General features: G+C 41.5%; 27 protein-coding genes. 14 read left to right on the forward strand and 13 right to left on the reverse strand.

The genetic code is table 11. The features are described 5' to 3' along the window. Positions 1 to 12 precede the first annotated feature (12 nt). The 3 genes from KHS38_RS10170 to KHS38_RS10180 form a co-directional block, all read right to left on the reverse strand. Complete coding sequence (locus KHS38_RS10170; protein WP_213488454.1) at positions 13 to 339, reverse strand: RebB family R body protein; 327 nt, start codon at positions 337 to 339, stop codon at positions 13 to 15. A gap of 74 nt (positions 340 to 413) precedes the next feature. Beyond that, positions 414 to 569: a RebB family R body protein gene (locus tag KHS38_RS22515; RefSeq protein ID WP_213488455.1), complete on the reverse strand. Its 156-nt coding sequence runs from the start codon at positions 567 to 569 to the stop codon at positions 414 to 416. A 62-nt stretch (positions 570 to 631) separates the two neighbouring features. Then, entirely contained in the window at positions 632 to 1,501 is an 870-nt protein-coding gene (locus tag KHS38_RS10180; protein ID WP_213488456.1) for a helix-turn-helix domain-containing protein, read from the reverse strand. A gap of 352 nt (positions 1,502 to 1,853) precedes the next feature. On the opposite strand from KHS38_RS10180, the gene KHS38_RS10185 reads away from it, so the two are divergent. From KHS38_RS10185 to KHS38_RS10200, 4 genes are all read left to right on the forward strand, one after another. Next, positions 1,854 to 2,660, forward strand: coding sequence for a hypothetical protein (locus KHS38_RS10185; RefSeq protein WP_213488457.1), 807 nt, complete (start codon positions 1,854 to 1,856; stop codon positions 2,658 to 2,660). Between the two features lie 101 nt (positions 2,661 to 2,761). Continuing rightward, positions 2,762 to 3,418 carry a hypothetical protein gene (locus KHS38_RS10190; RefSeq protein WP_213488458.1) on the forward strand — a complete coding sequence of 219 codons (657 nt, stop codon included), beginning with the start codon at positions 2,762 to 2,764 and terminating at the stop codon, positions 3,416 to 3,418. After that, complete coding sequence (locus tag KHS38_RS10195; RefSeq protein WP_213488459.1) at positions 3,382 to 4,188, forward strand: sensor histidine kinase; 807 nt, start codon at positions 3,382 to 3,384, stop codon at positions 4,186 to 4,188. The genes KHS38_RS10190 and KHS38_RS10195 overlap by 37 nt, the downstream gene beginning before the upstream one ends. Then, positions 4,166 to 4,861, forward strand: coding sequence for a response regulator transcription factor (locus KHS38_RS10200; protein ID WP_213488460.1), 696 nt, complete (start codon positions 4,166 to 4,168; stop codon positions 4,859 to 4,861). Before KHS38_RS10195 ends, KHS38_RS10200 begins: the two co-directional genes overlap by 23 nt. Positions 4,862 to 5,877: 1,016 nt before the next feature. Here the strand turns inward: KHS38_RS10200 and KHS38_RS10205 are convergent. The 3 genes from KHS38_RS10205 to KHS38_RS10215 form a co-directional block, all read right to left on the reverse strand. After that, a complete protein-coding gene (locus KHS38_RS10205; protein ID WP_213488461.1) occupies positions 5,878 to 6,336 on the reverse strand; it encodes an ester cyclase in 459 nt (152 codons plus the stop codon). 194 nt (positions 6,337 to 6,530) lie between these two features. Then, positions 6,531 to 7,433 carry a helix-turn-helix domain-containing protein gene (locus KHS38_RS10210; protein ID WP_213488462.1) on the reverse strand — a complete coding sequence of 301 codons (903 nt, stop codon included), beginning with the start codon at positions 7,431 to 7,433 and terminating at the stop codon, positions 6,531 to 6,533. Positions 7,434 to 7,637: 204 nt separating this feature from the next. Beyond that, positions 7,638 to 9,197 (reverse strand): DHA2 family efflux MFS transporter permease subunit, encoded by a 1,560-nt coding sequence (locus KHS38_RS10215; RefSeq protein WP_213488463.1) that lies wholly within the window; start codon positions 9,195 to 9,197, stop codon positions 7,638 to 7,640. Between the two features lie 140 nt (positions 9,198 to 9,337). On the opposite strand from KHS38_RS10215, the gene KHS38_RS10220 reads away from it, so the two are divergent. Both KHS38_RS10220 and KHS38_RS10225 read left to right on the forward strand, forming a co-directional pair. Then, positions 9,338 to 10,243, forward strand: a complete 906-nt coding sequence (locus tag KHS38_RS10220) for a helix-turn-helix domain-containing protein (protein ID WP_213488464.1) — start codon at positions 9,338 to 9,340, stop codon at positions 10,241 to 10,243. 568 nt (positions 10,244 to 10,811) lie between these two features. Then, positions 10,812 to 12,446 (forward strand): ABC-F family ATP-binding cassette domain-containing protein, encoded by a 1,635-nt coding sequence (locus tag KHS38_RS10225; RefSeq protein WP_213488465.1) that lies wholly within the window; start codon positions 10,812 to 10,814, stop codon positions 12,444 to 12,446. Here the strand turns inward: KHS38_RS10225 and KHS38_RS10230 are convergent. Both KHS38_RS10230 and KHS38_RS10235 read right to left on the reverse strand, forming a co-directional pair. After that, on the reverse strand, positions 12,443 to 13,351 hold the full coding sequence (locus KHS38_RS10230; RefSeq protein WP_213488466.1) for a helix-turn-helix domain-containing protein: 909 nt from the start codon (positions 13,349 to 13,351) through the stop codon (positions 12,443 to 12,445). The two genes, KHS38_RS10225 and KHS38_RS10230, sit on opposite strands and share 4 nt — an antisense overlap. Positions 13,352 to 13,359: 8 nt before the next feature. Beyond that, positions 13,360 to 14,169 (reverse strand): SDR family NAD(P)-dependent oxidoreductase, encoded by an 810-nt coding sequence (locus KHS38_RS10235; protein ID WP_213488467.1) that lies wholly within the window; start codon positions 14,167 to 14,169, stop codon positions 13,360 to 13,362. A 275-nt stretch (positions 14,170 to 14,444) separates the two neighbouring features. Here KHS38_RS10235 and KHS38_RS10240 point away from each other — a divergent pair, with 275 nt between their 5' ends. The 5 genes from KHS38_RS10240 (at position 14,445) to KHS38_RS10260 (ending at position 17,472) form a co-directional block, all read left to right on the forward strand. Then, positions 14,445 to 14,996: an NADP-dependent oxidoreductase gene (locus KHS38_RS10240; RefSeq protein WP_213488468.1), complete on the forward strand. Its 552-nt coding sequence runs from the start codon at positions 14,445 to 14,447 to the stop codon at positions 14,994 to 14,996. Between the two features lie 9 nt (positions 14,997 to 15,005). Beyond that, positions 15,006 to 15,404, forward strand: a complete 399-nt coding sequence (locus KHS38_RS10245) for a zinc-binding dehydrogenase (protein WP_283770007.1) — start codon at positions 15,006 to 15,008, stop codon at positions 15,402 to 15,404. 11 nt (positions 15,405 to 15,415) lie between these two features. Continuing rightward, on the forward strand, positions 15,416 to 16,330 hold the full coding sequence (locus tag KHS38_RS10250; protein ID WP_213488470.1) for a helix-turn-helix domain-containing protein: 915 nt from the start codon (positions 15,416 to 15,418) through the stop codon (positions 16,328 to 16,330). A gap of 123 nt (positions 16,331 to 16,453) precedes the next feature. Continuing rightward, a complete protein-coding gene (locus KHS38_RS10255; RefSeq protein WP_213488471.1) occupies positions 16,454 to 17,023 on the forward strand; it encodes a Crp/Fnr family transcriptional regulator in 570 nt (189 codons plus the stop codon). 62 nt (positions 17,024 to 17,085) lie between these two features. Further along, a complete protein-coding gene (locus tag KHS38_RS10260) occupies positions 17,086 to 17,472 on the forward strand; it encodes a DUF4260 domain-containing protein (RefSeq protein ID WP_213488472.1) in 387 nt (128 codons plus the stop codon). A 765-nt stretch (positions 17,473 to 18,237) separates the two neighbouring features. On the opposite strand, the gene KHS38_RS10265 is transcribed toward KHS38_RS10260, so the two are convergent. Beyond that, positions 18,238 to 19,227 (reverse strand): helix-turn-helix transcriptional regulator, encoded by a 990-nt coding sequence (locus tag KHS38_RS10265; protein ID WP_213488473.1) that lies wholly within the window; start codon positions 19,225 to 19,227, stop codon positions 18,238 to 18,240. Between the two features lie 113 nt (positions 19,228 to 19,340). Here KHS38_RS10265 and KHS38_RS10270 point away from each other — a divergent pair, with 113 nt between their 5' ends. The 3 genes from KHS38_RS10270 to KHS38_RS10280 all read left to right on the forward strand — a co-directional run bounded on the left by KHS38_RS10270 (position 19,341) and on the right by KHS38_RS10280 (position 21,257). Then, positions 19,341 to 20,438, forward strand: a complete 1,098-nt coding sequence (locus KHS38_RS10270) for an FAD-dependent monooxygenase (RefSeq protein ID WP_349627923.1) — start codon at positions 19,341 to 19,343, stop codon at positions 20,436 to 20,438. Positions 20,439 to 20,500: 62 nt separating this feature from the next. Beyond that, positions 20,501 to 20,896 carry an isomerase gene (locus KHS38_RS10275; protein WP_213488475.1) on the forward strand — a complete coding sequence of 132 codons (396 nt, stop codon included), beginning with the start codon at positions 20,501 to 20,503 and terminating at the stop codon, positions 20,894 to 20,896. Positions 20,897 to 20,906: 10 nt separating this feature from the next. Then, on the forward strand, positions 20,907 to 21,257 hold the full coding sequence (locus tag KHS38_RS10280) for a DUF1330 domain-containing protein (protein ID WP_213488476.1): 351 nt from the start codon (positions 20,907 to 20,909) through the stop codon (positions 21,255 to 21,257). A 223-nt stretch (positions 21,258 to 21,480) separates the two neighbouring features. Here KHS38_RS10280 and KHS38_RS10285 read toward each other — a convergent pair whose 3' ends face one another. The 4 genes from KHS38_RS10285 to KHS38_RS10300 form a co-directional block, all read right to left on the reverse strand. Further along, positions 21,481 to 22,377: an NmrA family NAD(P)-binding protein gene (locus KHS38_RS10285; RefSeq protein WP_213488477.1), complete on the reverse strand. Its 897-nt coding sequence runs from the start codon at positions 22,375 to 22,377 to the stop codon at positions 21,481 to 21,483. Positions 22,378 to 22,483: 106 nt separating this feature from the next. Next, a complete protein-coding gene (locus tag KHS38_RS10290; RefSeq protein WP_213488478.1) occupies positions 22,484 to 23,236 on the reverse strand; it encodes a pirin family protein in 753 nt (250 codons plus the stop codon). A gap of 75 nt (positions 23,237 to 23,311) precedes the next feature. Next, positions 23,312 to 24,256 (reverse strand): NAD(P)-dependent alcohol dehydrogenase, encoded by a 945-nt coding sequence (locus KHS38_RS10295; RefSeq protein WP_213488479.1) that lies wholly within the window; start codon positions 24,254 to 24,256, stop codon positions 23,312 to 23,314. Positions 24,257 to 24,534: 278 nt separating this feature from the next. Then, positions 24,535 to 25,272, reverse strand: coding sequence for a helix-turn-helix domain-containing protein (locus tag KHS38_RS10300; protein ID WP_213488480.1), 738 nt, complete (start codon positions 25,270 to 25,272; stop codon positions 24,535 to 24,537). Positions 25,273 to 25,287 lie beyond the last annotated feature (15 nt).

Consider the following 25,287-nt stretch of genomic DNA (forward strand, 5'->3'; position numbering starts at 1 on the left):
TAAAACCTGGTTTTATTTAGATGGGAACCCACTAAGCACGGTTGAGGCATTTTGACCAATGAGCAAGAAATTTGCAGCTGCAGCTGTAGCTATCTCTTGTGCACTTGTTACAATTGTGGTGTATTCTCCCGCCTTTTCGGGCACTGCCAGCATTTGAGCCATAGCAACGCCAATCGCTGTTGAACTGATGGTGTTTATATTTCTTAAATTATCAACCGCATCCTGAACAGCTAACGCTGTTGATTGCGCTATAGACTGGTACGCTTTCATTGTACCTTCGTCCTGCATAATTTGTGGGGTAATGCTGCTGTCTGATGCTGTTAAACTTGTATATGGCATGATAAATTCGTTTAGTTGAGCAATTTGTTTTATACTGTCTCTATCAAGCTAATTGTGGCTCTTTATGCGGAGGGCTATGTTTTGATTTGGCTTTCGAGTATTCTTTTGCAGCAAACAGACAGGCAGGCATTAGCTACCAATTGTCCGTTGCGTTGGTTTGTACTCGCATTATGCATTGCTATCCCTATAGATACGGCCATGCTTTGAAATGTAACCTGTAAAGAGTTCATATACTGTTGTTTAATACAAATTTAATGTATGTTGCTACCCATGCCTTGTATAAAACAGGCAATCATTTTACCATTTCCTCCAACAGATTATTTTTAAGCCACGATACCGGCATTTCGCCTTTATCTTTCAATTTGTATAGTGACGGAAATGTTCCGAAAGCATTTTTAAAACTATGGCAAAAGTGCGAATGGTCAAAAAAACCGGCAGTTACAGCCGCCTCTGTAATGGTAGCCGAACTGCAAAGTAATTCAGAAGCATATTGTAATCTCAGGTCCCGTATCAGCTTAGCCGAAGTAATGGGATAAAGCCCTTTTAATTTGCGGTTTAAGGTAGATGGAGTTGTATTTAACAATTTACACAACTGAGGTATTGACTCTGTGTGATTATGTTTTTCAGATAAAGCAAAGATCAAAAGTTTATGCAACCAACTGTATTGCCTGGCATGATTTAATAAAACTATAGCTTCGGGCATACTGATAGGTACCCTCCAATACACCGCCCAGTGCTTATTAATATCTTGCGCTTCCCTGTATTCGGACGGGCTCATGTTATACGCTTTTGTAAAACAGCGTGAAAAGCTTGCATGGGCGTGAAAGCCGGTAAGCCATGCAATGTTTTTCACTGGTTCATCGCTCTTTGACAGTAGGTAACAGGCCATTTGCAAACGGTGTTCAAGTATAAGTTTAGCAGGCGCACACCCTGTAATTTCAGAAACTTTACGGGCTAGGCTTGATGTACTCATCTGCATTAATCCGGCCAGTTCAACTACGCCGAAATTAGCGTCACGATAATTTGATTCTATATTAACCTTTAGTAAAGTAACAAAGGCATTTTCTCCTGCATTGCTATAGGCGCCGCAGTCACTATTGGACGCAATAAACTCAATAACTGTGTAAGGTTTAAGTTTATATGTTACTACCGATGAATTCATTTAGCTGATATTTTATATATCAAAGGAAGGATTTACAAAAACTCGTTTTCAGAGCGTAAACACGGGTTTACATAAATAAGGGCAACCCCCTAAAGTGCTAAGGGTAAACCCTTGCATGGAAATTTAAAGGATGTGAGGAAGTAAAAAGATTACCTATATGGTAATATTGTAACTAAAGAATAAATTTCTATTAACTGGAACGTGAATTTACAACTACTATTTTTTATCTTTTCGGTGTTTAATTGTAAGAAAAGGCGGTTCAATGAACGTCTGTAAATCTGCTTACAAGGTTGTATTATCCTTATAGTTAACACGAAAATTTTTAATCAACTTATTTATTCGCTTTATCATCATGAACAATCACAATCATTCAGTTGCCGAACTCCCTGGTTTGAAAGACTTTCACATCATCTCAGAGTTTGAATTTCAAAAATATACACTTGAATGGGCCAAACAGGTTGCGAGCAGTGAAATGCCTTGGGACTTTTTCAATAATAATGACGGCAACTGTTTCCTGATGCTGGCACAGATTTATTATAATGGTGCAACCGTTCAAAATTTATTGTCATGTGTTGGGGTTAAAAATATTAATGCGAGGTTTGCTATAGTTGACCAATATCAGCCATATGAAATAACCTCTCCAACTTTTACGATAATATTATATGCCATTGATAGCCTTGGTAAAAGATGCTCGGCCTATCACATAGGTAAGCCACAGTACAATGATACCATCATTTTGCCGCGCAAGAAGCCGATACAAGGCATTGGCAACTTCATTTCAAGCCGTCTTGCCAAAGAATGGATAGGTGAGTGGAAAATTATATGTGATCATTCTCCAAAAGAGCCGGAATATTTGAGCGAATTATTTTTAACAAACTATGGATACCTTACCGGATATAACTACTTAATGTCTGATTTTATGTATTCGTTATTCCCCCCGGGTACGCGCACAGAAAATTATGATGTAGTTATATTACCTGCGGTACACAAACACATTATACATAATGTGTTTGACCAGCCAGCCTGGAGCCGCACATTCGGATTAGTTTTGGCTGGTGTAGAACTTGTTACTAAACATAAAACTTCTACTGTAGAAGACGATGAAGAAGTTAATTCTTTTTATGATCTTTCTCTTCCAACGCCACCCTCAAACAATTAACAACAGTGATTTTAGATCGACATGTTTTAATATGTCGCTAACTGATATAGATGAATATACAAACTTCTGCAGTGTAAATGAAGATTAAATGATCCGTTATTATGAATGGTGTTTGGCAAACCTTTTTAATTTATTCATCAGTGGTTGTGGTAGTGCCATTTTCAGCAGCTATCATACAATACAAAAAAATGGAACAAGCATGGCGCTCTTTGGCTATATTGATTTTCTTTGATTTTTTTACGGAGGCCATTGGCCATATTTTGTATTTTCTTAAAATCAGCAATCATTTTTTATGGCCCATTTTTATACCGGTAGAATTTGCTTTGCTTACCTGGATATATAAATTCGAACTTAAAAAAATGACTGTTGCCCGGTTAATGCCGTTTGTAACGCTTTTGTTTACCATTTATGTATTTGTTGATTGGCTGATGGCACCTAAAGGTGACCTGAGTGCACTTCCTCATTTTACAGAAGGTGTGCTGATATTGCTATTGGTAATGTGCTATTACTATAAAAACCTAAGCACACTCATAGAAACACACTTGGAACGTCAACCAATGTTTTGGTTATCTACCGGTCTGTTTATTTATTTTTCAGCAAATTCAGTGATCTTTATTTTCAGCAACTATATTCAATCTTTTTCGCTGCATTTCTTTAACCTGATTTGGTTTACTCATTCTATATTTAATGTACTTTTATACATCTTTTATACCTTAACAGTGTGCCTTATCCCAAAGAAACTGAATTACAAAGTTTAATTTTCGGAAGTATTGTTGTCATGCTGTTGCTGGCAATTGCTATTGTTACATTTTTTGTTATATACCAAAAGAGGCTGCTTAAAGAGCAACGCCGTTTACAAAAAGCCAAAGACGATTATCAAAGACAGTTGCTTAACTTAAGCATCACCGTTCAGGAGAAAGAAAGAATACGTATTGGGCAGGATATGCATGATGAAATTGGCTCCTCTCTTTCAGCAATTAAAATGCTGGTTAACCAACTTCCGGAAAATGATCCAGAAAGCGATCAGCTAATTTCGGGTATTAAAGATGGCTTAAGTAATACTATAAGCGATGTTAGAACTATTGCAAATAATCTTTTTCCGTCTGTGTTAACAAAATTCGGATTGGCAGATGCATTGCAATACCAGGTAAACCTGCTTTCTGCAGGAAATATCTTAGCAATTGATATGATTTGTGACGCAAAGTTTAAGCTTAATTTTGATTATGAACTTGCCATATATCGAATTTTACAGGAACTGATCAACAATGTAATAAAACATGCAAATGCAAAAAGCCTATTTATAAGGCTAAATCAAACAGATGAAAGCATATTCGTTACCGTTAAAGATGATGGCTGCGGCTTTGACACTACTAGAATTGCCGATCTTAAACAGGCAGGAATAGGTATTAAGAGCGTACAAACACGAATAGCGGCCATGCAGGCTGTTTTAAAAATAGCATCCGAAAAAAACAAGGGCACAGTTATCGAAATAAATATTCCTTTACATGGTGGAGAAGGCCGGAAATAATGCAGTTAGCCAAGTTGCACGAATTAAAATAGCTATCGTAGATGATCATAAATTGTTCAGACAGGGAGTATTGCAAATTTTAGGACGGATTAAGCATTTTAAACCTGTTTTTGAAGCAGAAAGTTACCCACAATTGCTGAAAGAACTGGAACTGCAAACGCCTGATGTTATATTAATGGATATTGAGATTCCAGGCACGGACGGAATAGACGGCTGCAAACAAATTTTACAAAAATTTCCGGAAGTGAAAATTATTGCCTTGACAATGCATACGGCCGATAATTATATTTTTTATATGATGAAAGCCGGTGCACGAAGTTATTTACCGAAAGATATAGATAAAGAAACCTTACAAAAAGCAATTGAAACAGTATATTCCAACGGCTTTTATTTTACCGATACGGTTGCAGCGGCCATGTTAAACGGCGTTAAAGGTAATTATAACCGCAAATCAGCTACAAGATATGGTGAAAACCCTCTTACCAAAAGAGAACTCGAAGTATTGGTACTTATTTGTAACGGCTTAACCACAATGGAAATAGCAGAAAAATTGTTCTTAAGCACAAAGACTGTTGAAGGTCACCGGAAAAATTTGTTGGAAAAAACTGATACGTCCAATTCAGTTAGTTTGGCAGTATATGCTGTTAAAAGCGGAATTCTCGACGAACAGTAATATAAGGATGAACTAAACTTGCAGCCGTCAGATGACGGCGAAATTTTTGTTTACAAGGCAGCAGATAGACTTTTAGAAGCTGAGGTAGGCAATTATGTAAACAGTCCGGCTTTTGTAAAAGGAAAAACAGGCAAATCAAATTGCCTTGTTGTTTCGCTACCTTTTAGCACATAGGCTAATTTTGTATTGTTAAACATTCTTTCATGAAGAGATATTAGGTAGGCTTAAGAGAGCTTTTGTGTGCTTAGCACTCTAACTTGAGTTGGTATCAAACATAAACAAAAAAATCTCTAAGATATCTTTAAGAGGTTTTTCCTTCTTAGGTAGCGGGTATGGCACTATTCAAAAAATTATTCTTGCCGAGAGTCAATGTAGTAAAGGTGAAAGAACGGCTACAGCTGGTAACCGAATTTACTTCATAACTTTATCAGCTAAAACTCTTATTGTTGAAAGCTGCCCCATTTCGAACACCAAAAAACTGGATAAGATAATGAGCTGATAGCCCGAAACCGTTCGAGTATCAAAAAGTCCGAAAAGCTTATAATTGATGTTTGTAGCCATCACGGAGGAGCTAGAAGGTTATGAGAAGCTAGTTCCTTACATTTTTGAAAGTGTCATGCGGTTACCAGAGTTAAGTTCCTGGCTTCTCAAACACATATTCAAGCCCTTGAGAATTGTAAGTAAGAGCTTGGCCAAAAAACAGGTACTCTAGTAAGCGGTGACCTAAATCATAGGTGAATATTGGCCCAAAGAAGTTTTGGGCCAATATTTTTCGTTGAAGCTGATAATACTAATGTATCCGGTGGATTTCTAATATCCGCCTTTTATATTAACTGCAATATCTCGGGATTGTGAGTTGGTAGTATCCTTTATCCGCGCTGTAATTGAGCACCGGTTGTAAGCCTTCGACAGCTATTTCTCAGCGATTCCCCGCCCGATACCTTTGGATATGCCGGTAATCGGTGCCATCCTTCCTTTGAGTTCAGGATACGTAGTACAAAGAATATCGCGTTTATTTAATTAGATTTCAATGGCCAGGCGCCGGTTTGCAACAGCATGCTCAACCAATCTTCCAAATGCCAGGTTTTTGTCACCTTGCCGTCCTTCAGGTGATGGAACTCGTGCAGTGCAATAGTTACTTTCTGGTGGGTTGGCGCAATGCCCATAAATTCGCTGCTGTGAGTAAAAGAGATTTCTGCGCGTACCGATGCCCGTTCATGTGTACCGAATATCTCGTGTATTGTAATGCTGACGTCCGGAAACGCCTGGGCAAAGCCCTGTACTAGTTCTTTGTAGCCTTCCGGTCCGTCTTTCTGTCCGGGCGCCAGCGGAATATCTTGCCAGTCAGGGGCCAGAATGTTGTCTGCTACGCTGTAGTCACGCTTGCTGAATACGCCATAAAAGGCGTATAGTGTGTCAATTTCTTCTGGGGTCAGGGCTTTCACCAAGCCCAGCTCGTTTTGCTCTTTATTCATATTTGTATGCTCTTCAATGTATTAATTTACGTTAACTGCTATCTTGCCGGTAGCCCTGCCCACTTCTATGGCCGCTTGTGCATCAGGCAACTGGTTATTGAAAGCAAAAGTAGAAGCTACTTAAGCGGTGTGAAAGGCGGATTCAAACCGAAAGTGGTGCAAATCAAACCAAGTGCAAGTATACCGGAGGTTGTTTATGAGCGGAACCGGTGAGGAGTCGTTTCGCTTTGCTTTTTAAAGAACTTGACAAAGTTAGAGGTATCTTCGAAACCCAGGCACCAGGCAATTTCCGAGATATTCCAGTCCGTATGCTTCAGTAGAGCCCTGGCCTCGGATGCTACCCGGCCGGCAATAAGTTGAGTAGTGGTTTTGCCGGTGGTTTCCTTCAAAACCCGGTTCAGGTGATTGATGTGTACGTTGAGCTGGTCTGCAAACTCAGCGGGTGTTTTCAATTGTATCTTCTGAACGGTTGATTCGATGGGAAACTGCCGGTCAAGTAATTCATTAAACAAGGAGGCGATACGTTGCCCGGCACTGAATCCCGGCACATCTATTTTTGTATGCGCCGGACGTAATTTGAGGCCCGTATGAATCAGTTCAAACACCTGGCTGCGCAGCAGATCATACTTATAGGTATATTCTGAGGCAATCTCCCGGAACATGCGGTTGAACAATCCCATTACGCCATTGGCCTCTTCGTCTGTAATATCCAGAATAGGGGTTCCGCCGGGCTGGTAAAGTGGGTAATCTTTGATATGGCCAAAACCCTTCATATAATCCTCCGTAAATACGCAAAAGGCACCGGTGGGCTGTAGGTTTTCCGGCGTCCATTTATAGGGAATCAGCGGATTGGCAAACATCAGCATGTTATGCTTAACTTCGTAAGTGTGATCTGCATATTCAACTAAGTGGGCACCTTGTATCAGCGCAATCTTGTAATAGTCTTTGCGGCTGTAGGGCATAGGGTACGCAGACTTAGGGCCCAGGTAGTCTTCCATCTTAAAAACATTAAAATGTCCCGTTTTGCGGAAGATTTCACTGGGAAGAATACCTATCTTCTCCCGGTAAAATGCTTCCAGCGATACAGTTTTGTCCATTTTTTAAATTAATTGAGCGGGGTATAAATATTCTCTTAGCATATAGCGCTTTAAAATCCTTTTAAATCAACGGAACTAAATGCAGTAACCAATTCACCTCTCAAGCGGCTCATGCTAACTTAATAAGTTACATGCTAAAAACCAAGCCATGCTAATTCCTGTTATGTGATAGCCTTGCAAAATTGGCCTATAATTCAAATCATGTTAATGATCAGAAATTACAACTTTTTGCGGAGCGCTATTGGCTGGCCGCCTCTTTAAAGTAATCAATACCAGTGGGATACACAACGCATTCATTATGGCTAATAACAGGAAAGCATCCATATAGCTGAGAAGATAGGTTTGTTTTACGACAGTGTTTTCCAGGGCACCAACTGCCTGTTGAGCTGCCCGAAGATAGCTGGCACCGTGCGTCATCAGATTGCGGACAAATCCGTCCATCCGGATTTGTGTGGCTGGTTCAGTGGTTGTAACATGCGAAATTAGCGAAATGCGGTTTACGGCAGCACGGTTGGCTATATAAGTGTTAATCAGAGCTATGCCGAAGGAGCCACCCATTTGCCGCATCATGTTATTTAAAGCAGCTCCCTGAGGAATATCTTGTGGCTTAAGTTCCGATACGGCCAAAGCAGTAAGCGGCACTATAAGCAGCGCTGCGCCAAGTCCTCTGAAGATTAATGGTATGAAAAAATAAGCGTCGCCTGTTTCCAAATTTGATTTTGACATAAAAAAACCAAATATAGCCGAGAACAGAAACCCAATGATAATAAGATACTGCGGGCGCAACCCGCTCTGCAGCATTCGCCCGAGAAACGGCGAAATGAGTGCCGCCATCAGCGTTCCTGGCAATAACATCGTACCTGTCTGGAAGGCCGAATATCCGATAATCCGCTGTGCGTAAAGCGGAAACACAAACACTGCGCTGAAAAGACCAAAGCCCAGCACAAAGGTCATAACTGCAGAAATGGATAACGTAGCACTTTTTAGCACCCTTAAGTTTATCACCGGATGCTCGGTGGTGAGTTCCCACCAAATCAGAACGGATAATGCCAGGGCCGATATAATGCTAAGCGCAACAATATAATTTGCCGCGAACCAGTCGTCAGTTTCACCTCTTTCGAGAACAACCTGCAAGGCGCCGACACCTATGGCCAGTAGGGCAATTCCAAGCCAGTCTATCCTGCGGTCATCTTTCGAGCCTTGTGTTGGCCGCAAATACATGAATGATAATAAGGCAGCCATTAAGCCAATCGGAATGTTTACGTAAAAGATCCACTGCCAACTGAGGTTGTCCACGATATAGCCACCCATCACCGGCCCGATGGATGGTCCGATGATGATGCCCAAGCTAAAGATCCCGCTCGCCAGCCCCCGTTCTTTAGGGGGGAAAGTCTCAAACAGTATTGCTTGAGAGGTGGATAATAATGCGCCGCCGCCTACGCCTTGCAAAAAACGAAATGCAACAAGCTCCCATAAGTTGGTCGAGAATCCGCATAGGGCAGAGGAAAGGGTGAATAGTAAAATTGAACCGATATAATATTGCTTTCGCCCGATTTTCTCTGCCAGAAAGCTTGTCATGGGAATAATGATCACATTGGCAATCGCGTAAGAAGTGATGACCCAAGCCGTATCTTCCAGTGAAGCGCCCAGGTTTCCGCTCATGGTGTTGATCGATACGTTAACAATTGTAGTATCGATTAGCTCGATAATGGTTGAAGTGATAATTGTAATAACAATAATCCACTTTCTAAATCCGGTTTCCATGCCGCAAAATTAGACGCAACCAAAACTGCTCACTTTATAGAAATCAAGCAAGATTTTATAATATTCAAACAATGGGTAATTTAAAAATCATATTTTTGTCAAAAATGGTTATAATAATCAAATGTGCCTACATTTAAAATATGGAACCTATCGAGACGCTAGCGGATTTTTATCGCCGTCACCCCGTAAATAATCAGACGGAGTTTGCAGAGAATAACACCGGCCAGGGGCATTTCAATGTTTTTCTGCGGCAGCCTTGTTCGCAGCGGTCTCCATTCGGCCGTCGCGACTTTTACAAAGTAACCTTGATAGTTGGTAAGGGTAAAATGATTTATGAAGATCAGGAAGTACCGGTAAATCGCCCATCGCTTGTGTTCTCAAGCCCGAATATACCTGCCGCATGGGAATCGGGTGAGGGACCCCAGACCGGGTGCTTTTGTCTTTTTACACAGGGCTTTATTGAAGCTGGAGAGTACAAAGGCCGCCTGCCTGATTTTCCACTCTTTCAGCCCGGCGAGCGTCATGTACTTGAATTGGATGATGACCAGTTCGCGCTGATTTCCGGAATTTTGGACCGCATGAGAGACATTATGATATCTGATTACCGCGTTAAATATGATATGCTGCGCAGTTACTTGCGCGTGCTAATGCATGAAGCATTAATGATTTCGCCGGTACTTATGGTGGAAACTCATGCAGGGGCTGCGGCCAGAGTTACTTCACAGTTTTTGGCCTTGCTGGAACAGCAATTTCCTATTGACTCTCCATACCAACCCCTTAACATCAGAACACCGGCCGAATTTGCAGATGAGCTCGCTGTACATATCAATCATTTAAACCGTTCTGTAAAATTGACAACAGGCCGTACCACCAGCAGGGTGATATCGGACCGCATCATTAAAGAAGCGCAAGCCCTGCTTAAACACACCGACTGGAGCATTGCGCAGATCGCAGGCGGTTTGGGCTTTGATGAACCCGCTTACTTCACGAATTTTTTTAAAAAATATACAGGTGTGTCACCAGCGCATACACGGGTAGTGGCATAATGTTAACAAAGCGATTGAAGAGAAAAGGCTTGTTACCGTTTGTTAATGATTCTGGAAGGATCAAGCTTGCTGATATTAATAAGATCCGTCAGATAATCAATCATTTAATCAGCAACGCTGTCAAGTATTCTTGAATTGCTACGACGAGGGTAATGGCTTGCCTTACTATCGGCAGTTTGCGAAGGGTAAACCTTATGGATCAGAAAGATGGAGTTAAGCTGGAAGCTGTTTTACAATAGGGATTTTTATCCCTGACCTGTAAAGAATATTTTTTTAGCTAAATTCCATGTAGAATTTACGGATAGGAAGTCAGTGGGATATTCGTGGTTACTGAATATTGATTATCTGTAAGTTGCTGTCGATGATAACAGTAAGAAAGTAGGTTCGATCCTATTTCACTTCAGTAAACATTACCAAAAGGTTCAAAAGCAGCGAAATCGTATGATTGTGGCTTTTTGTTTAGGTCATGCTAACATATCCATCGAAAGCCGGCGATAAATCTACTATCGCATTATGTTTAAGCATGTAAGTACGTGAAGTAGCTTGTTAGTGTTTATCTTTGCGTACCATGATCAATGTCAATAACATTTCCGTTTCATTTGGCGGAACCACACTATTCAGCGATGTAACGTTCTCGATCAATGAGAATGATAAAATAGCTCTGATGGGCAAGAACGGCGCGGGCAAATCTACCATCCTCAAAATTATCGCCGGTGCAGCCAAGCCGACGACCGGAAATGTGACCGGCCCAAAAGAGGCGGTTATTGCTTATTTGCCGCAGCATTTACTGACTGAAGACAAGGCTACCGTTTTTGAAGAGACCATGAAAGCGTTTGCCGAGGCCGGCCAAATGCAAAAGGAACTGGATGAATTGAACGAGCAGCTGACTATCCGTACCGACTATGACAGCGATGACTACATGAAGCTGATTGAAAGGGTATCGGAACTTAGCGAGAAAGTTTATAGTGTTGAAGATACCAACTATGATGCCGAGGCAGAAAAAGTACTTAAAGGACTGGGGTTTGAACGCCAGGACTTTAACCGGCTAACTTCCGAATTTTCGGGTGGCTGGCGCATGCGTATCGAGCTGGCTAAGATATTATTAAAAAAGCCCGATCTGATCCTGCTGGACGAGCCAACCAACCACATGGATATTGAGAGTATCCAGTGGCTGGAAGATTTCCTGGTTAATTCGGCCAAAGCGGTAATGGTCATCTCGCATGACCGGGCTTTTGTAGACAACATTACCAACCGCACCATTGAAGTGACCATGGGCCGGATATATGATTACAAAGCCAAGTACAGCCATTACCTGCAGTTACGGGCCGACCGCCGTGTACATCAATTAAAAGCCTATGAGGAGCAGCAGCGTTTTATTGCCGATAACATGGAATTCATAGAACGCTTCAAGGGAACTTATTCCAAAACCCTGCAGGTGCAATCGCGGGTAAAAATGCTGGAAAAGCTGGATATCATCGAGATTGATGAAGTAGATACCTCGGCCTTACGATTAAAATTCCCGCCATCGCCGCGCTCGGGGCAGTACCCGGTTATGGTAGAAGACCTGAGCAAAAGTTATGGCGACCACGTGGTATTTAAAAATGCCTCTATGGTGATAGAACGCGGCGAAAAGGTAGCGTTTGTTGGTAAGAACGGGGAAGGTAAATCTACCATGATCAAAGCTTTAATGAACGAAATTGATTTTGAGGGTAGCTTAAAGATTGGCCACAATGCCAAGATCGGCTACTTTGCACAAAATCAGGCAGCCCTGCTGGATGAGAATATAACCGTATTTGATACGATCGACCAAATTCCTTTAACCGATGGTACGCTTAAGATCAGGGACCTATTGGGCGCGTTCATGTTCAGCGGCGATGATACCACGAAAAAAGTGAAGGTGCTTTCCGGCGGGGAGAAGACCCGTCTGGCCATGATCAAGCTATTATTAGAGCCGGTGAACCTGCTGATTTTGGATGAGCCTACCAACCACCTGGACATGAAGACCAAAGATATTATTAAAGATGCGCTGAAAGACTTTGACGGCACGCTGATACTGGTTTCTCACGACCGGGACTTTCTGGACGGGCTGGTGACCAAAGTATTTGAGTTCGGCAATAAACGGGTTCGCGAGCACTTTGAGGATATCAAAGGATTTTTGGCCTATAAAAAAATGGATAGCCTAAAGCAGATTGAGCAGAGTTAATGGAATGATTGCCTGAATGCCAAAGGTGTAAGACTGGTTTTGCTTTTAAACAACTTGCTAAAAGACTGCGACTGTTCAAATCCCAGTTGAAAGGCAATCTCATTAATGGTCAATCCTGTTGTGGCAAGCACGCCTTTGGCATGTTCCACTATCCTATCATGAATGAGCTGCTGGGTGGTTTGGCCAGTTAGCTGTTTCAAGCAATCACTTAAATATTTTGGTGACAGGTTCATTTGCGCCGCCAGGTCAGTAACGGTTGGCAACCCGCTTTCAGCAGCGTTGCCAATCTGTTTTTCCAGAATGGCCTCGAAACTGATCAGTAATTCATGGCTTAGTGCTTTCCGGGTGATGAACTGGCGGTTGTAGTAGCGGTTACAATAAGTGAGCAGCAGATCGATATTGGAAACGATCACATCCTGGCTAAAGGCATCAATAGGGCGGTGATATTCTTTCTCGATTTGCAGAAAGATGGCTTCGATGCTCTGTTGTTCTTCGTCCGATAAAATCAAAGCTTCGTTTACCGCATACTCGAAAAAGCCGTATTCCTTTATTTTTTTGCCCAGCGGATGTAAGCGGAGAAAGTCAGGGTGAATGGACACTTGCCAGCCGGAGGTAGCGAACCTGAAATCCTGATCAATAAAAGTCACCTGTTTGGGTGCAAAACAGGATATAATGCCCTCATCAAAATCAAAAATATTCTGTCCGTATTGTATCTTGCAGGGATGCGCCGTTTTTAATGTAACCTGGTAAAAGTTAGTAATCAAGCGTGTCCTTTGTTCAATCTCAATTTCAGGAAAGTCTTCAAAACGCAGGATGCTAAACAGCGGGTGACGGGGCTTGGCCACGTCCAGCATCTGGTGCATTTGTGCAATCGTTTCGATATGTATACTTACAGTTTCCGGCATTATCAAATTTACAAGTTCTGGTTTATCTTTTTGCGATAAGAATCAGCCATGAATCCAGTGATCATGCGGTTGGGCAATAAGGCCAGTAAGCGCATTCCCCATCGGTTCTTACTACCCGAGATATGGAAATGCTTCTTCTTGTCCAGCGCGCTTAATGTTTCGGTTGCAACCTCCTCAGGTGTTTGCGTAGGAGCATTACTATAATCTGAACTCAATGCATTCCCTTTTTCACTGTTCAAACCTGCTGCTTCATTAAAATTGGTACGGGTAAGCCCGGGGCTGAGCAGCATCACCTGTATGCCGTAAGGTTTGTATTCCTGGGTAAGCGCTTCGGTAAAGGAGCGGACAAATACTTTGCTTGCGGCGTAGGTGGCCATATAAGGAACCGGCATAAATGCCGTCATAGACGCGATATTAATCAATGTGCCTTTTCGCTTTTTCTTCATCTTCGCCAGATACAGGTGTGATAAATGAACCATTGAGGTGATATTGAGTTGCAGAAGGCTAAGCTCTGCGTTAAGGTCAATGTCGGTAAACTCGCCGCTTGAACCGATGCCGGCATTATTGATGAGCATGCTGATCTCTAACCCCTGCTTTTGCGTTTCGTCAAATAGCTGACGCGGAGCATCCGGCTTTGAAAGATCTGCTGCAATAAATTTTACATCTGTTTTGTATTTATCTGTGAGTATTCGATGCAGCTCTCTTAATTTATCAGCGCTGCGTGCTACCAGCACCAGATTGTGTTTTCTTGCAGCCAGCCCATGAGCTAACGCCTCACCGATCCCGCCGGATGCGCCTGTTATCAATGTATATTCCATTTGATTGCCTTTTTAATTCATGGACAAAGCTCCGGAAGTTACGGCTGGTATTTGTGTGCTAAAGGCGGTAAGTTGTGTCTGAATATCAGTTTCAAGACTTAACGAAATAGCATTAAGAAATTAAAGTTGATGTTGCAATCAGACAGCTTGGTTGTTTTTAGCATGCCATGTTCACTACCCATCAGCGATGCGGAATTTTGACTAACAAAAAGCGTATTGTGGCTAAATTCTCATCAACACCAATGCTCACCTTTGGTTAATAGAATCAACAAACCATGAAAGCAGTAAGAATTAATGAGTTCGGTGGACCGGAGGTCCTGAAGATGGAAGATGTCGAACGGCCGGTTCCGGCGTCTGACGAAGTTTTGGTCGAAGTGTATGCAAGCGGTGTAAATCCGGTAGACTGGGTGATCAGAAGTGGCGAAAATGAAAGCCTGCGATCATTCCTGACACTGCCCTTGACTTTGGGATGGGATGCGGCCGGAATAGTTGTAGAAATCGGTAGTGAGGTAACTTCCTTAAAACAAGGTGATCAGGTTTATGGTGTTCCTAATTTTCCGGGCGATGGAAGTTATGCAGAGTATTGTGTTGGCAAAGCAACGCAGTTTGCCATTAAGCCACAAAGCCTTGACTTTACGCAGGCCGCCGGCGTGCCGTTAGCAGCCTTAACGGCGTGGACGGGTATGTTCGCCTATGGCGATCTTAAACCAGGTCAGCGCATTTTGATCCAGGGTGCATCTGGTGGTGTGGGTAGTTTTGCTGTGCAGTTTGCCAAAGCCAAAGGGGCTTATGTGATTGGCATGGCCTCAGCCAACAACGTAGAATAGGTAAAGCATCTGGGCGCTGATGAAGTGATTGATTATAAAACGCAGCAGTTTGAAGAGCTGCTGCATGATATAGATGTAGTGCTCGAAGCTTCGCCAACACGTAACAACAGCGAGCGCATAAAAGCTGTTAGCGTATTGAAAGAAGGAGGTACCTTTGTCAGTGTAAATACCGACTTTCCGTTCGATAACGATTTAATGAATGCAGTTAATGCTAAAAAAGCAAAGGCTGCATCGGCAGTTAACCAACCCAGGCAAGAATGGCTAAAAGAAATCGCTGAGTTAATCGATGCAGGTCAAGTACAGGTTTTAATCAATAAAGTGTTTCCTTTGAATGAGGTGGCCCAGGCCCATGGTGCAAGCCAAACCTGGCATGTTCGCGGCAGACTGGTTTTAAACATCAAAAAATAAGCGTTACCTGTATGAGGCATTTTAAAACGATAGCGGAGTTCCATCATTTTGTAGGCCTACCTGCACCGCTTCATCCGCTCATCAGCGTGGTAAACGTAGCCAACGTGCCGCATTCAGATAAAACGGAATCGCTGAACATAGCAATGGAATTTTATGCCATTTCTGTGAAGCGGATGATCAATTTTAAAGTGCATTACGGGCAACGCCCTTTTGATTTTAACAATGGCATCATGTCTTTTATGTCGCCCAATCAGGTGCTGAACATTAATGTTGATGACAAACGCAAAAAGACAGAAAAATCGGGATGGGTAATCTACATTCATCCTGATTTTATATGGAACACGGCGTTAGCTAAAACGATCAGACGATATGATTTCTGGGACTATTCATTAAATGAAGCGCTGTTCCTTTCTGAAAAAGAAGAAGCGACGATCAGCAGCCTTATTCAATGCATTTTTGAAGAGTATCAAGCCAATATAGACCGGTTTAGTAAAAGCATTATCATCTCGCATATAGAAGCATTGCTGAACTATGCAGACCGATTTTATCATCGCCAGTTCATCACCCGCGAAAAGTCAAATCATCAAATACTGGAGCAGGTGGAAACCTTACTCACCGAGTACTTTAATACTGAAGATATGTTATCAAAGGGATTACCCACTGTAGCTTATCTTGCAGAATCGTTGAATCTTTCGCCGAAGTATTTAAGCAGTCTGCTCAAAGTACTTACAGGCCAAAATACACAGCAACATATACATGAGAAGCTGATCGAAAAGGCGAAGGAGAAATTGTCAACTACGGAATTGTCGATCAGCGAGATCGCTTACGGATTAGGGTTTGAGCATTTGCCTTCATTCAGCAAACTATTTAAGGCCAAAACCAGCAAATCGCCATTGGCGTTCCGGGCGTCATTTAATCGATATTAACTACAATATATTGAAAGAAGTCACGCTTTAACCTTGAATAAATTAATAGAAACCAACGGTAATCCTCCTTTTATAACTAAATTGATACCGTCTACTCCCTCCCGCTAATTAATAAAGTATCGAATGAACGAACTTGAAACCTATATACATCACCATTTCGGTATCAGTCCGGATGATTGCCAGCGCGTAAGCGGATTGTTTAAGACAGAAACCTTGGAAAAGGGAGATTACTGGTTACGGGCTGGTAAGTATTGCGACAAGCTTAGTTTTATAGAAAGCGGCATATTAAGAGTATACGTCAACTTGCCCGAAAAAGAGGTTACCCAGTGGATAGGCACAGCCGGCTATTTTGTGACGGACCTTCAGGGTTTTATGTTCCGCGGTACTTCGCGGTTTAATATGCAGGCATTAACCGACATTCGCTTGTTTACCATTGATTATGAAGGTTACCTTACTATGGGAAAGCTGGTACCCAAATGGCACGAGTTTGAGAAACTATTCATGGGTAAATGTTTTGTGATGCTGGAAAGCCGAATTTTCGACTTCATCTCCATGACCGCCGAAGAGCGTTACCAAAAACTGTTTGATCAAAACCGCGAGCTTTTTAACCAGGTACCACTGCAATACCTGGCCTCCATGCTGGGCATGACACCCGAAACCTTTAGCCGTATTCGCAGAAAAATGGTTTCTTGATTTTTGTCAAGAGCAAACCTTCAATTTCACGCCTACGTTTGAGCTAACCAAAATTTAGTGTCATGAATCAGGAAAAAGCCATGGGTATCACCATTAAAATCGAAGAGGCGGCCATCACAGCAATTGCAATTTATTTTTTATCTAAATATAATTTAGGTTTGCCTGTCTGGCTGTGGGTGTTGCTGTTTTTCAGCCCCGACCTTTCCATGCTGGGCTACCTCGTGAATACCCGTATAGGTGCCTTTACCTACAATTTATTTCATCACCGCGGGTTAGCTATATTTCTGATTGCTGCTGGTTTCATTTTACAGTTGAATATACTGTTTTCTGTAGGCTTGTTGCTGCTAGCACATTCCTCGTTCGACCGTATGCTGGGGTATGGCTTGAAGTTCCCGGATGAATTCAAACATACCAGCTCCGGCTGGATGGGGAAAGAGAAAATCAACTAAGTGGTTCTATAACCTACAGTATGCCCCGATATCTCACAGGATTCATCAGCATATCTGATGCACCAGTTGTTGACATGAGCAGATTTATATTATTTAATAGCAGATCCTATCCAAAAAGCGCAGGCTAAAGCAGCTGTTGAAAAATATATTAACGGCAGACTAGTAAAGCTTGCTCCTGTACCTTTTTATAGCTTTTTAAACAGTTTTAAAATGGACCATTACTATACTATCGACAATAAAGATTATGGAGATTGGAAATTCGAACTGATAGCGTTTTAGTTCCTTAATCAATTCAATAATTAATCTAACCTGCTAAAAAATTATTTATGTGTCATGCATTAGCATGTGCATATAAGAGAGCAAGATGCCTGCGGAAATCTCCGCAGGCATTTTTTTGTGAACTCCCAATTGCTTCAAACTAATTACCTATATTTATTCGAAAGCTTTGTCAACTTGCATAAAATCTTTTATGAGCCGTATACACCTTTGGTAAATTAATAATAACACCTTTCTTATGGTCAATTCAGATTTAAGATATGTTGTTGTAAAAAGCGTAATCAACTCATTCCTTAGACCAGAAGAGTTTCGTTTATTGATCAGGTACTCCTACAGGAGTTGTTTTCAATGTTTTTGAACACTTAGCAGAAAAAGGTGATGGCTTTATTTTAAAGGGATTATTTCGCGAGATTTTAGAAAAAAACTCTCAAAAGATAAAGGTACAATGTAGTTTTGCGCGGTATTGCTCGAAGTCAATTTCCTGCTTTACTATCGCTTTAACTTAGTACTAAGCCTCGTAATGTTAAAACTTTGCATGTATTTTTTAGGCTTCTTACCAATGTGCTTTTCAAATACTCTCGTAAAGTGACCCAGGTTCTCGAAACCCATTTGGTAACCTGCTTCCGATACCGATAAATGCTCCTCACGCAGTAATCGGGCGGCTTCTTGCATCCGTAAATGTTGATAATAATCGTAAATACCCATGCCAAATACCTGCGTAAAAATTTTGCGCAGCTTTAGTTCGTTCATGCCTGCAATTTGCTTTAATTCAGTTATGGTACTGGGCCTGCTTAATGAAGAAACGATTTTGTCGCGAACTTGGTAAACAGCTTGAATGTCCTTTCCATTGAGTTTTAAACCGCTAGCATTTTCGCGCTTTTTCATACTCTCAAAGAGGTAGAAAAGTAGTTCCATCGCTTTCATCTTGTAATAAAAGCTTTTCATCGTGCCTGGCTCTTCCTTTTTTACGATATCATTTACTGTTCGCAAAATGTCATCGGTCATTAGTTCCTCTATCCAGAAATTATTTGCGCTATCAAAAAGGTACTCGAAGTGTTCTGCCTCTTCCTTTAAGAAGTCTTTCAGATACGCTGCACTAATGCTGATGGAAACATGTGACACCCGGGTGTTCTTTTTAAAATGCAACGTTTGGCTGATTGCATACGGGAAAATACGCACGTAAGGCGGCTCCATGGGGCCGTTGTTTTTACCCTTACCCGTTCCGTCTTGCACGTTACTTTCAAAGATGTTGTAAAACACAAAACCGATACCGTCTGCTATATCAGATTGGCCGGTCACGCGGGTGAAATCATCCGTTACCAAAAATGAGCCGAAGTGCATGGCCATGTCAGGCAGAAACGTAAAGCCTTTAAAAAAGATGACCTGAAAATATTGCAGTATATCCTCTAAAATTACCCCCAGCTTGTTCGTGAACCGCTGAATATTGTTGTCTGCATATCCTTTACCTTGATAGTTCATTTTTTCGACTAAAAATAGTTTCTTATCGAATATTTTACTTGTAAAGCTATAGATAGTTTTGTGATATAAATAAATGTATTACGATTAAGTAAAACTAAGTGATGAAAAAACAAGTGCTAATATCTGGTGCCAGCTTTGCAGGGTTAACGCTGGCCTACTGGCTAAATAAGTTTGGTTTCGGGGTAACCGTAATAGAATTGGGCAAGGATTTGAGAACGGGCGGCTCACCTATAGATGTACGTGGAGAAGCATTGGATGTAGCCAGGGAAATGGGTATCTATGACCAGATCAAAGCCAATGAGTTTGTTCATACGGATGAGATTGTGGATGCAGACGATCAAACGTTAGTCAAGTTTGCCATCAATACTTTGCCTGAATATCTGGGCGATATCGAGATTCACCGTGGTAATTTGGTGGAAATTATTTACGGCGCCATTCCGAAAGACGAAGTGAAGATCATTTTTGGCAATAGCATAGCCGCATTGGTACAGCATGAAGATCATGTGGAAGTGTCTTTCGAAAAAGGGGAACGCAGAACTTATGATTTAGTGTTCGGAGCAGACGGTACCCATTCTATGGTAAGGAAAATTGATTTCGGGCCAGAGGAAGAATTTAAGAAGTTTCTGGGTGTTTACTTCGCATTTGCGGCCACAAATCACATACAAACTGGCAGACCCGGATCTTCTGGTATTGTTTATCGCGAGTTGGGCAAACAAGCGGTGAGCTATGAATTTCTAAACGGGGTGAACTCAATCCTCGTGTTTCGGGCACCTAAACTAAACTGGAACTACCGGGATCGGGAACAACCAAAGCAAATTCTAAGAGAATACTTTGCTGGTAATACTAATTGGAAGATACCGCAAATTTTAGATGCGATGCTTGTTGCTGACGATCTTTATTTTGATGAAGCCTGTCAGATCTGTATGCCAACTTGGACAAAAGGGCGCGTCGCCTTAATAGGTGATGCCGCATACGCGCCGAGCTTTTTTACAGGCATGGGTACCAGCCTGGCTATGCAAGGTGCAACCCTTTTAGCTAAAGAACTTTACGCTAATGAAGACTACCAAATTGCCTTTGCAAACTATAACGAACGGTTCAAGCCTTTTGTAGAGAGCGTACAGGCGCGTGTGGATCACTCGCTTAAAGTTCAGTTACCAGAAACGGAGGAAGAATTACAGGCTTCTTTTGCGGCTTGGAGTAATCAACAGTAATCTTCATTGATCGTGAATCTAATTATATATGATTTATTCTGTTTTTAAAACTCTTCAACTACTTGAACTTTTTTACGGATACAACCGGCGATTTTCGCTTTATGGAAAACATCAAAAATATAGAAGAGACCATGCTGCTTTACACCAGCGCATGGAATGAGACAGAACGCGAATCCATTGCAGCAAAGATCAGCAAATGCTGGGCGCAGGAGGCCACTTATACTGATAGGTTAACGGATACTATAAGCGGGAGGGAAGCGATCACCAACCTCATCATCAGTTCTTATGAGCAGATGGGGGCGAGAAAGTTTACGGTGCTGGCAGAACCGCAAGTGCATCACAACAGTGGCCGTTTCAGCTGGCTGGCTGTTCGTCTGGAGGGTTACCCTGTAGAAGGAATGGATTACTTTGAATTTAATGACCAGAACCAGATAACCAGGATTGTAGGCTTCTTTTAAACTATATAATATGATACAATTACCTGAAATAGAACTGGGCCAAGGTCCCGTCCTGATGCTGAATCTGGTAAAGTTCAAAGACCGCAAAATTTACTTTGAGCAATATGTGCCGGCTTTTGGCGAAGTTGTGAAGCAGTTAGGTATCCAGGGCGTTAACGTTAAGGTGGTGAGTGATGTGCTGGCCAACATCATCGCTGAAGAAAGCGATGAGTGGGATGAGGTGATGCTGGTTGAATACCCTAGCGCCGAAGCATTTAAAGCCATCGCAGAAAGTGAAGCTTATCAAACCCTGGCAAACCCGCTCCGCTTAGCGGCTACCGAAAAGCTGAAACTGATCATGACGCGCGAGTTTAAGCTTTAAACGCTAAATTGTCCCATTTAAGAATTGAGTCTGGCTAATTTTGGTTGCATAATTGTACCTGCTCCTGAGAGTAGGAGCAGGTACTTCTCTACTGCAAAAAGCCGTTTCCAAATGGTAGCTTATGGTACAACAGGGCTAAACCGAGCGGCAGCTAATTATGTTTAAAAACCTTTGATAACTTATTTCAGGACGGTGCAATCATCCGAACGGCCAGTATTTACGCTTATTGCTTACTGTAGGCAGGGAAATAAACCTCATTTACAAAATCCTCTGCCGTTGTTGGGGTGGTTGTCGAATCATCCCTTTTCTGATAGTTCATAAACCCTGTTCTAATTGCTGTTCCCATCCCAATTAAGTTGTCAGCAAAGTCTTCTGTAAAACCATTGCTCAAAAATGCCTGTTTGGCCTGGTCTGCCGGAACCTGTACATATGGCAACTCAGGATTGCCAATAGCCTTACCTATAATGTTAGTAAACTCTCTGTAGGTATAGTCTCTGGGGCCCATTACTGCATGAACACTTTTTCCATTAAAATCAAGGTTTGCTAAATGCATGGCTGTTATTTTGGCTACATCTTGTGTGGCCACCATCGGTATTGCATGGTCACCATCTGCAACTGTACCGTTGAATCCCATTTTTTTAACCAAACCAATTGTTCGCAGAAAATTTTCCATAAAGTATGCAGAACGAATGTGCAGTACGTTTACATCCTTCAACTGGTTCAATCTTACTTCCTGTTCACCAGTTCCTGCCATCATGCCATTTCCTTCATGCATGTGTGAGCCTACGCTACTCATATTTACAATGTATTTGATGCCCGACTGTTCAATGGCTTCAATGAGGTTGCTTGTAACTTGCCTTTGGTAATCCCTTGTATTTTCGGCCTGTACATTGTCGGGTAGTAGCACAAAAGCACTATCGGCACCTTTAAAAGTATTTGTCAGTGTTTCCACATCGGTAATATCGCCTGCAATAATTTCGGCACCCAGGCTTCGGTATTCCTCTATCTTTTCGGTGTGTCTTGCAATTAAGATTACGTGATGCCCTTCGTTTAAAAGGATTGACGAAATTTTGGAACCTACCGTTCCAGTGGCTCCGAGTATTACAATTTTCTTTTTCATCTTTGTTGTTTTTTAATTGTTATCGAATAATTACCATGTAAAGATGGCGTGATTGGTAAAGTAAAACTTGTATCAAATCACTATTCTAAATGTGATTGTTAGTAGTCTATTGATGGAGATTGCCACTATACATTCCACCGTCAAAATGAACTGCGTCTGTCTGGGTGATTAACAGTAGGGCATCACTTGTTTCAGTTGCCTGGAATGTTGGGTTTTCCATTTCAACCAGTACACTTTCGCCGGCAGTAAGAACCATAGTGTCATTGACTTTTATTTTTCCGTCAAATACATAAAGCAGGAAGGCTGTATTTTTGGATGGTACTTTGGGTAGGATAGTTTTTGCCCCGTTTTCTAATCGCATGTCCATTAACCATGTATTGCCTCTTATTTGCAGTGGGTAATCGTCGCCTTTACCGGCTATTTTTCGCCAGTGATTAGTGCTGTAAGTTTCATGTAACTCGTAAAACTGAACTTGGGGTTGTAAGCCGGAAGTTTCTGGTCTGATAAATATTTGCAGTCCTTCTAAAGCACCACCTTCTTCCATCACTTTTTCTTCATGATAAAAATTCGCACCTGCGTTCATTACCATCAATTGCTGATTTGAGATATAGCCGGTGCGTTTTTCAGAGTCAAGATGTTGTACTTTGCCGCTTCTCAAATAAGTAACAATCTCATCGTCTTGGTGCGGGTGCATTGGAATCAACGTGCCTGGAGTTATCCGTGCATGGTCTATTCTCCCAATGGTAAAAAATCCGGTATCGTGCAATTCCGGGCGGATAAGCCCGGGGTATAATATCCGTATGCCAAAGCCGCCATGCTGTTTGCCATACTTTAATGAATTATCTATTTTTGTTAACATCTGTCTGACTATTATTAGTGATTATCTAACAGGCCCGAGGATTAGCAAAAGATCAAGTAATCCTCAGTAAAGATTTTAATCAAGTTCTATAACTACCTTGCCGATGTAGCCACCTCGTTCGGCATATTCGTAGGCTTGTTTATATGCGTCAAAGGGAAATACTTTGTTAACTTCGATCTGTAATCCGTTTTTCAGGGCGTTTAGCAAAATGTCCGTGTATTTGGTTGATGGGCTCGAGAGTATCACAATGTGCTTTTGCGATGTAAAAAAGTTACTTAATAATGCTGTAGGGATTTCGATTGGCTTAGGTGTTGGATTCAGAAACCTGGCATTAGGCTTCAGTATTTGTTTAGCTTTTTTGTAACTCATTTTACCTGATAGATCAATAACAATATCATAGGTGGCTTTTTTAGTAAGCACATCTTCTTTTGTATAATCGATCACCAGCTTTGCTCCCCAATCTTTTGCATAGTCTGCCCCCTTTGTGCTTGTAACAGCTGTTACGTTAGCTCCGTATTGTTTCAATAATTGAAGTAAAAACATGCCGAAACCACCTGTTGCACCATTTACCAAAATGGTGGTTTGTGGATTGATATTCCCCATTTTTTGTATTGTGGTAGCTGCTGCAGTACCAGCTACCGCAATAGAGGCAGCTTGAGGAAAGCTGATATCAGAAGGCTTTTTCCAGATCAGGGAGGCTGGTACGGCAACATATTCGGCTGAAACACCTTCTTTCATTAAGTTTTTCACTACCCCAAAAACTTCATCGCCTCTTTTTAAGCCAATTACAGAAGATCCTGTTTCTTCAATAATTCCAGCGAAATCGGTGCCTGTATGCTTTGGGAAATTTGAGCCTGACATTAATGTCATTTCACCTTTTCTGATTTTCCAATCCATTGGATTGATAGAAAATGCTTTTACTCTGACCAGTACCTGATTAGGTTGAATACCAGGCTTTGATTGTTCTACAGTTTGCAAAACATCTGCGTTTCCGAATTTTTGATATACTATTGCTTTCATGATATAATTTCTAATTGTTTAAATTGATATCACAAAGGTGCTTACATGCACATAGTCAAACTTGTATCAAATCACTATTCTGCTCAAGGCGACACTGCCTGGATGAAAGACAACTAAAAAGGGATAGAAGAAGCAAAAGAGAACTATTATGGGTGGGTACCCATACTCTTTTTAAGATGGAATTGGTTATAGAAGATACAGGCACATGTGTTTAGCAGGTGCCTGTATCTTTTATTTTTCTATTGCAAAATGGTAACGCAGAAGTAGTCTGAGCAGCACTAATAAACTTCAATCAGATCACTGTTATGCTTCAGCGCTTTGGGCGGCATCCCAAGCATTTCGTACATATACTTATTTAGTTGCGGAAGGTCATAAAACCCGGTTTCATAGGCAATATCAGTAAGGCTTCTGTCTTTGTCAGTAAGTGTGAGATAGATTGCCTGGCGTAACCGTGTCCATAATATATACTTAGATAAACTGCTTCCGGTTTGTTCCTTAAATAGTGATGCTAAGCGGGATGGAGAAAGGAAAACTATATCGGTGAAGGTTTGTGGCGTTATGTCTGATTGAAAGTAGTTAGCCTTAATATATTCAACAATTTTTGTGACTCTTTCATCATACTCAACAGATGGTAATTTAGAAAGCAAGGCATCAACTATCTTGATAATATTTAAACTATTATTTGGTGTCTGAAAGAAAGCGTTTGTTTCTGGGGGCGAGTAGAAAACTATATGCTCTTGATTTTCTTTAAATCTGCCTGCCAGTTCCAAGCCAACATTTGAATAGGGTTCTATATTCAAAACATTCAGTGTACCCTTTTCAGCAACGCAAAAATGTTTAACATGCGGTTTTATTAAGAAGCCATGAATACGTTCATATAGTTGTCCACTAATAGTTGATGTAAAGGGAGTATCGTTCGATAATACAATTTGATATGCAGAATGGTGGTGAATTTCTACAGTTAGATTATATGCTTTAAGAGCAAGAATAAATGGATTATTGATCTGACTTTTCATTCAACTTAAATATGG

The organism is Mucilaginibacter sp. Bleaf8 (assembly GCF_018390515.1).
Taxonomy (GTDB): Bacteria; Bacteroidota; Bacteroidia; order Sphingobacteriales; family Sphingobacteriaceae; genus Mucilaginibacter.

Bases quoted from the DNA above. Each gene is read 5' to 3' on its own strand.
- KHS38_RS10170 (WP_213488454.1), bottom strand. From the start codon at position 339: ATGCCATATACAAGTTTAACAGCATCAGACAGCAGCATTACCCCACAA.
- KHS38_RS22515 (WP_213488455.1), bottom strand. From the start codon at position 569: ATGAACTCTTTACAGGTTACATTTCAAAGCATGGCCGTATCTATAGGG.
- KHS38_RS10180 (WP_213488456.1), bottom strand. From the start codon at position 1,501: ATGAATTCATCGGTAGTAACATATAAACTTAAACCTTACACAGTTATT.
- KHS38_RS10185 (WP_213488457.1), top strand. From the start codon at position 1,854: ATGAACAATCACAATCATTCAGTTGCCGAACTCCCTGGTTTGAAAGAC.
- KHS38_RS10190 (WP_213488458.1), top strand. From the start codon at position 2,762: ATGAATGGTGTTTGGCAAACCTTTTTAATTTATTCATCAGTGGTTGTG.
- KHS38_RS10200 (WP_213488460.1), top strand. From the start codon at position 4,166: ATGGTGGAGAAGGCCGGAAATAATGCAGTTAGCCAAGTTGCACGAATT.
- KHS38_RS10205 (WP_213488461.1), bottom strand. From the start codon at position 6,336: ATGAATAAAGAGCAAAACGAGCTGGGCTTGGTGAAAGCCCTGACCCCA.
- KHS38_RS10210 (WP_213488462.1), bottom strand. From the start codon at position 7,433: ATGGACAAAACTGTATCGCTGGAAGCATTTTACCGGGAGAAGATAGGT.
- KHS38_RS10215 (WP_213488463.1), bottom strand. From the start codon at position 9,197: ATGGAAACCGGATTTAGAAAGTGGATTATTGTTATTACAATTATCACT.
- KHS38_RS10220 (WP_213488464.1), top strand. From the start codon at position 9,338: ATGGAACCTATCGAGACGCTAGCGGATTTTTATCGCCGTCACCCCGTA.
- KHS38_RS10225 (WP_213488465.1), top strand. From the start codon at position 10,812: ATGATCAATGTCAATAACATTTCCGTTTCATTTGGCGGAACCACACTA.
- KHS38_RS10230 (WP_213488466.1), bottom strand. From the start codon at position 13,351: ATGCCGGAAACTGTAAGTATACATATCGAAACGATTGCACAAATGCAC.
- KHS38_RS10235 (WP_213488467.1), bottom strand. From the start codon at position 14,169: ATGGAATATACATTGATAACAGGCGCATCCGGCGGGATCGGTGAGGCG.
- KHS38_RS10240 (WP_213488468.1), top strand. From the start codon at position 14,445: ATGAAAGCAGTAAGAATTAATGAGTTCGGTGGACCGGAGGTCCTGAAG.
- KHS38_RS10250 (WP_213488470.1), top strand. From the start codon at position 15,416: ATGAGGCATTTTAAAACGATAGCGGAGTTCCATCATTTTGTAGGCCTA.
- KHS38_RS10255 (WP_213488471.1), top strand. From the start codon at position 16,454: ATGAACGAACTTGAAACCTATATACATCACCATTTCGGTATCAGTCCG.
- KHS38_RS10260 (WP_213488472.1), top strand. From the start codon at position 17,086: ATGAATCAGGAAAAAGCCATGGGTATCACCATTAAAATCGAAGAGGCG.
- KHS38_RS10265 (WP_213488473.1), bottom strand. From the start codon at position 19,227: ATGAACTATCAAGGTAAAGGATATGCAGACAACAATATTCAGCGGTTC.
- KHS38_RS10280 (WP_213488476.1), top strand. From the start codon at position 20,907: ATGATACAATTACCTGAAATAGAACTGGGCCAAGGTCCCGTCCTGATG.
- KHS38_RS10285 (WP_213488477.1), bottom strand. From the start codon at position 22,377: ATGAAAAAGAAAATTGTAATACTCGGAGCCACTGGAACGGTAGGTTCC.
- KHS38_RS10290 (WP_213488478.1), bottom strand. From the start codon at position 23,236: ATGTTAACAAAAATAGATAATTCATTAAAGTATGGCAAACAGCATGGC.
- KHS38_RS10295 (WP_213488479.1), bottom strand. From the start codon at position 24,256: ATGAAAGCAATAGTATATCAAAAATTCGGAAACGCAGATGTTTTGCAA.
- KHS38_RS10300 (WP_213488480.1), bottom strand. From the start codon at position 25,272: ATGAAAAGTCAGATCAATAATCCATTTATTCTTGCTCTTAAAGCATAT.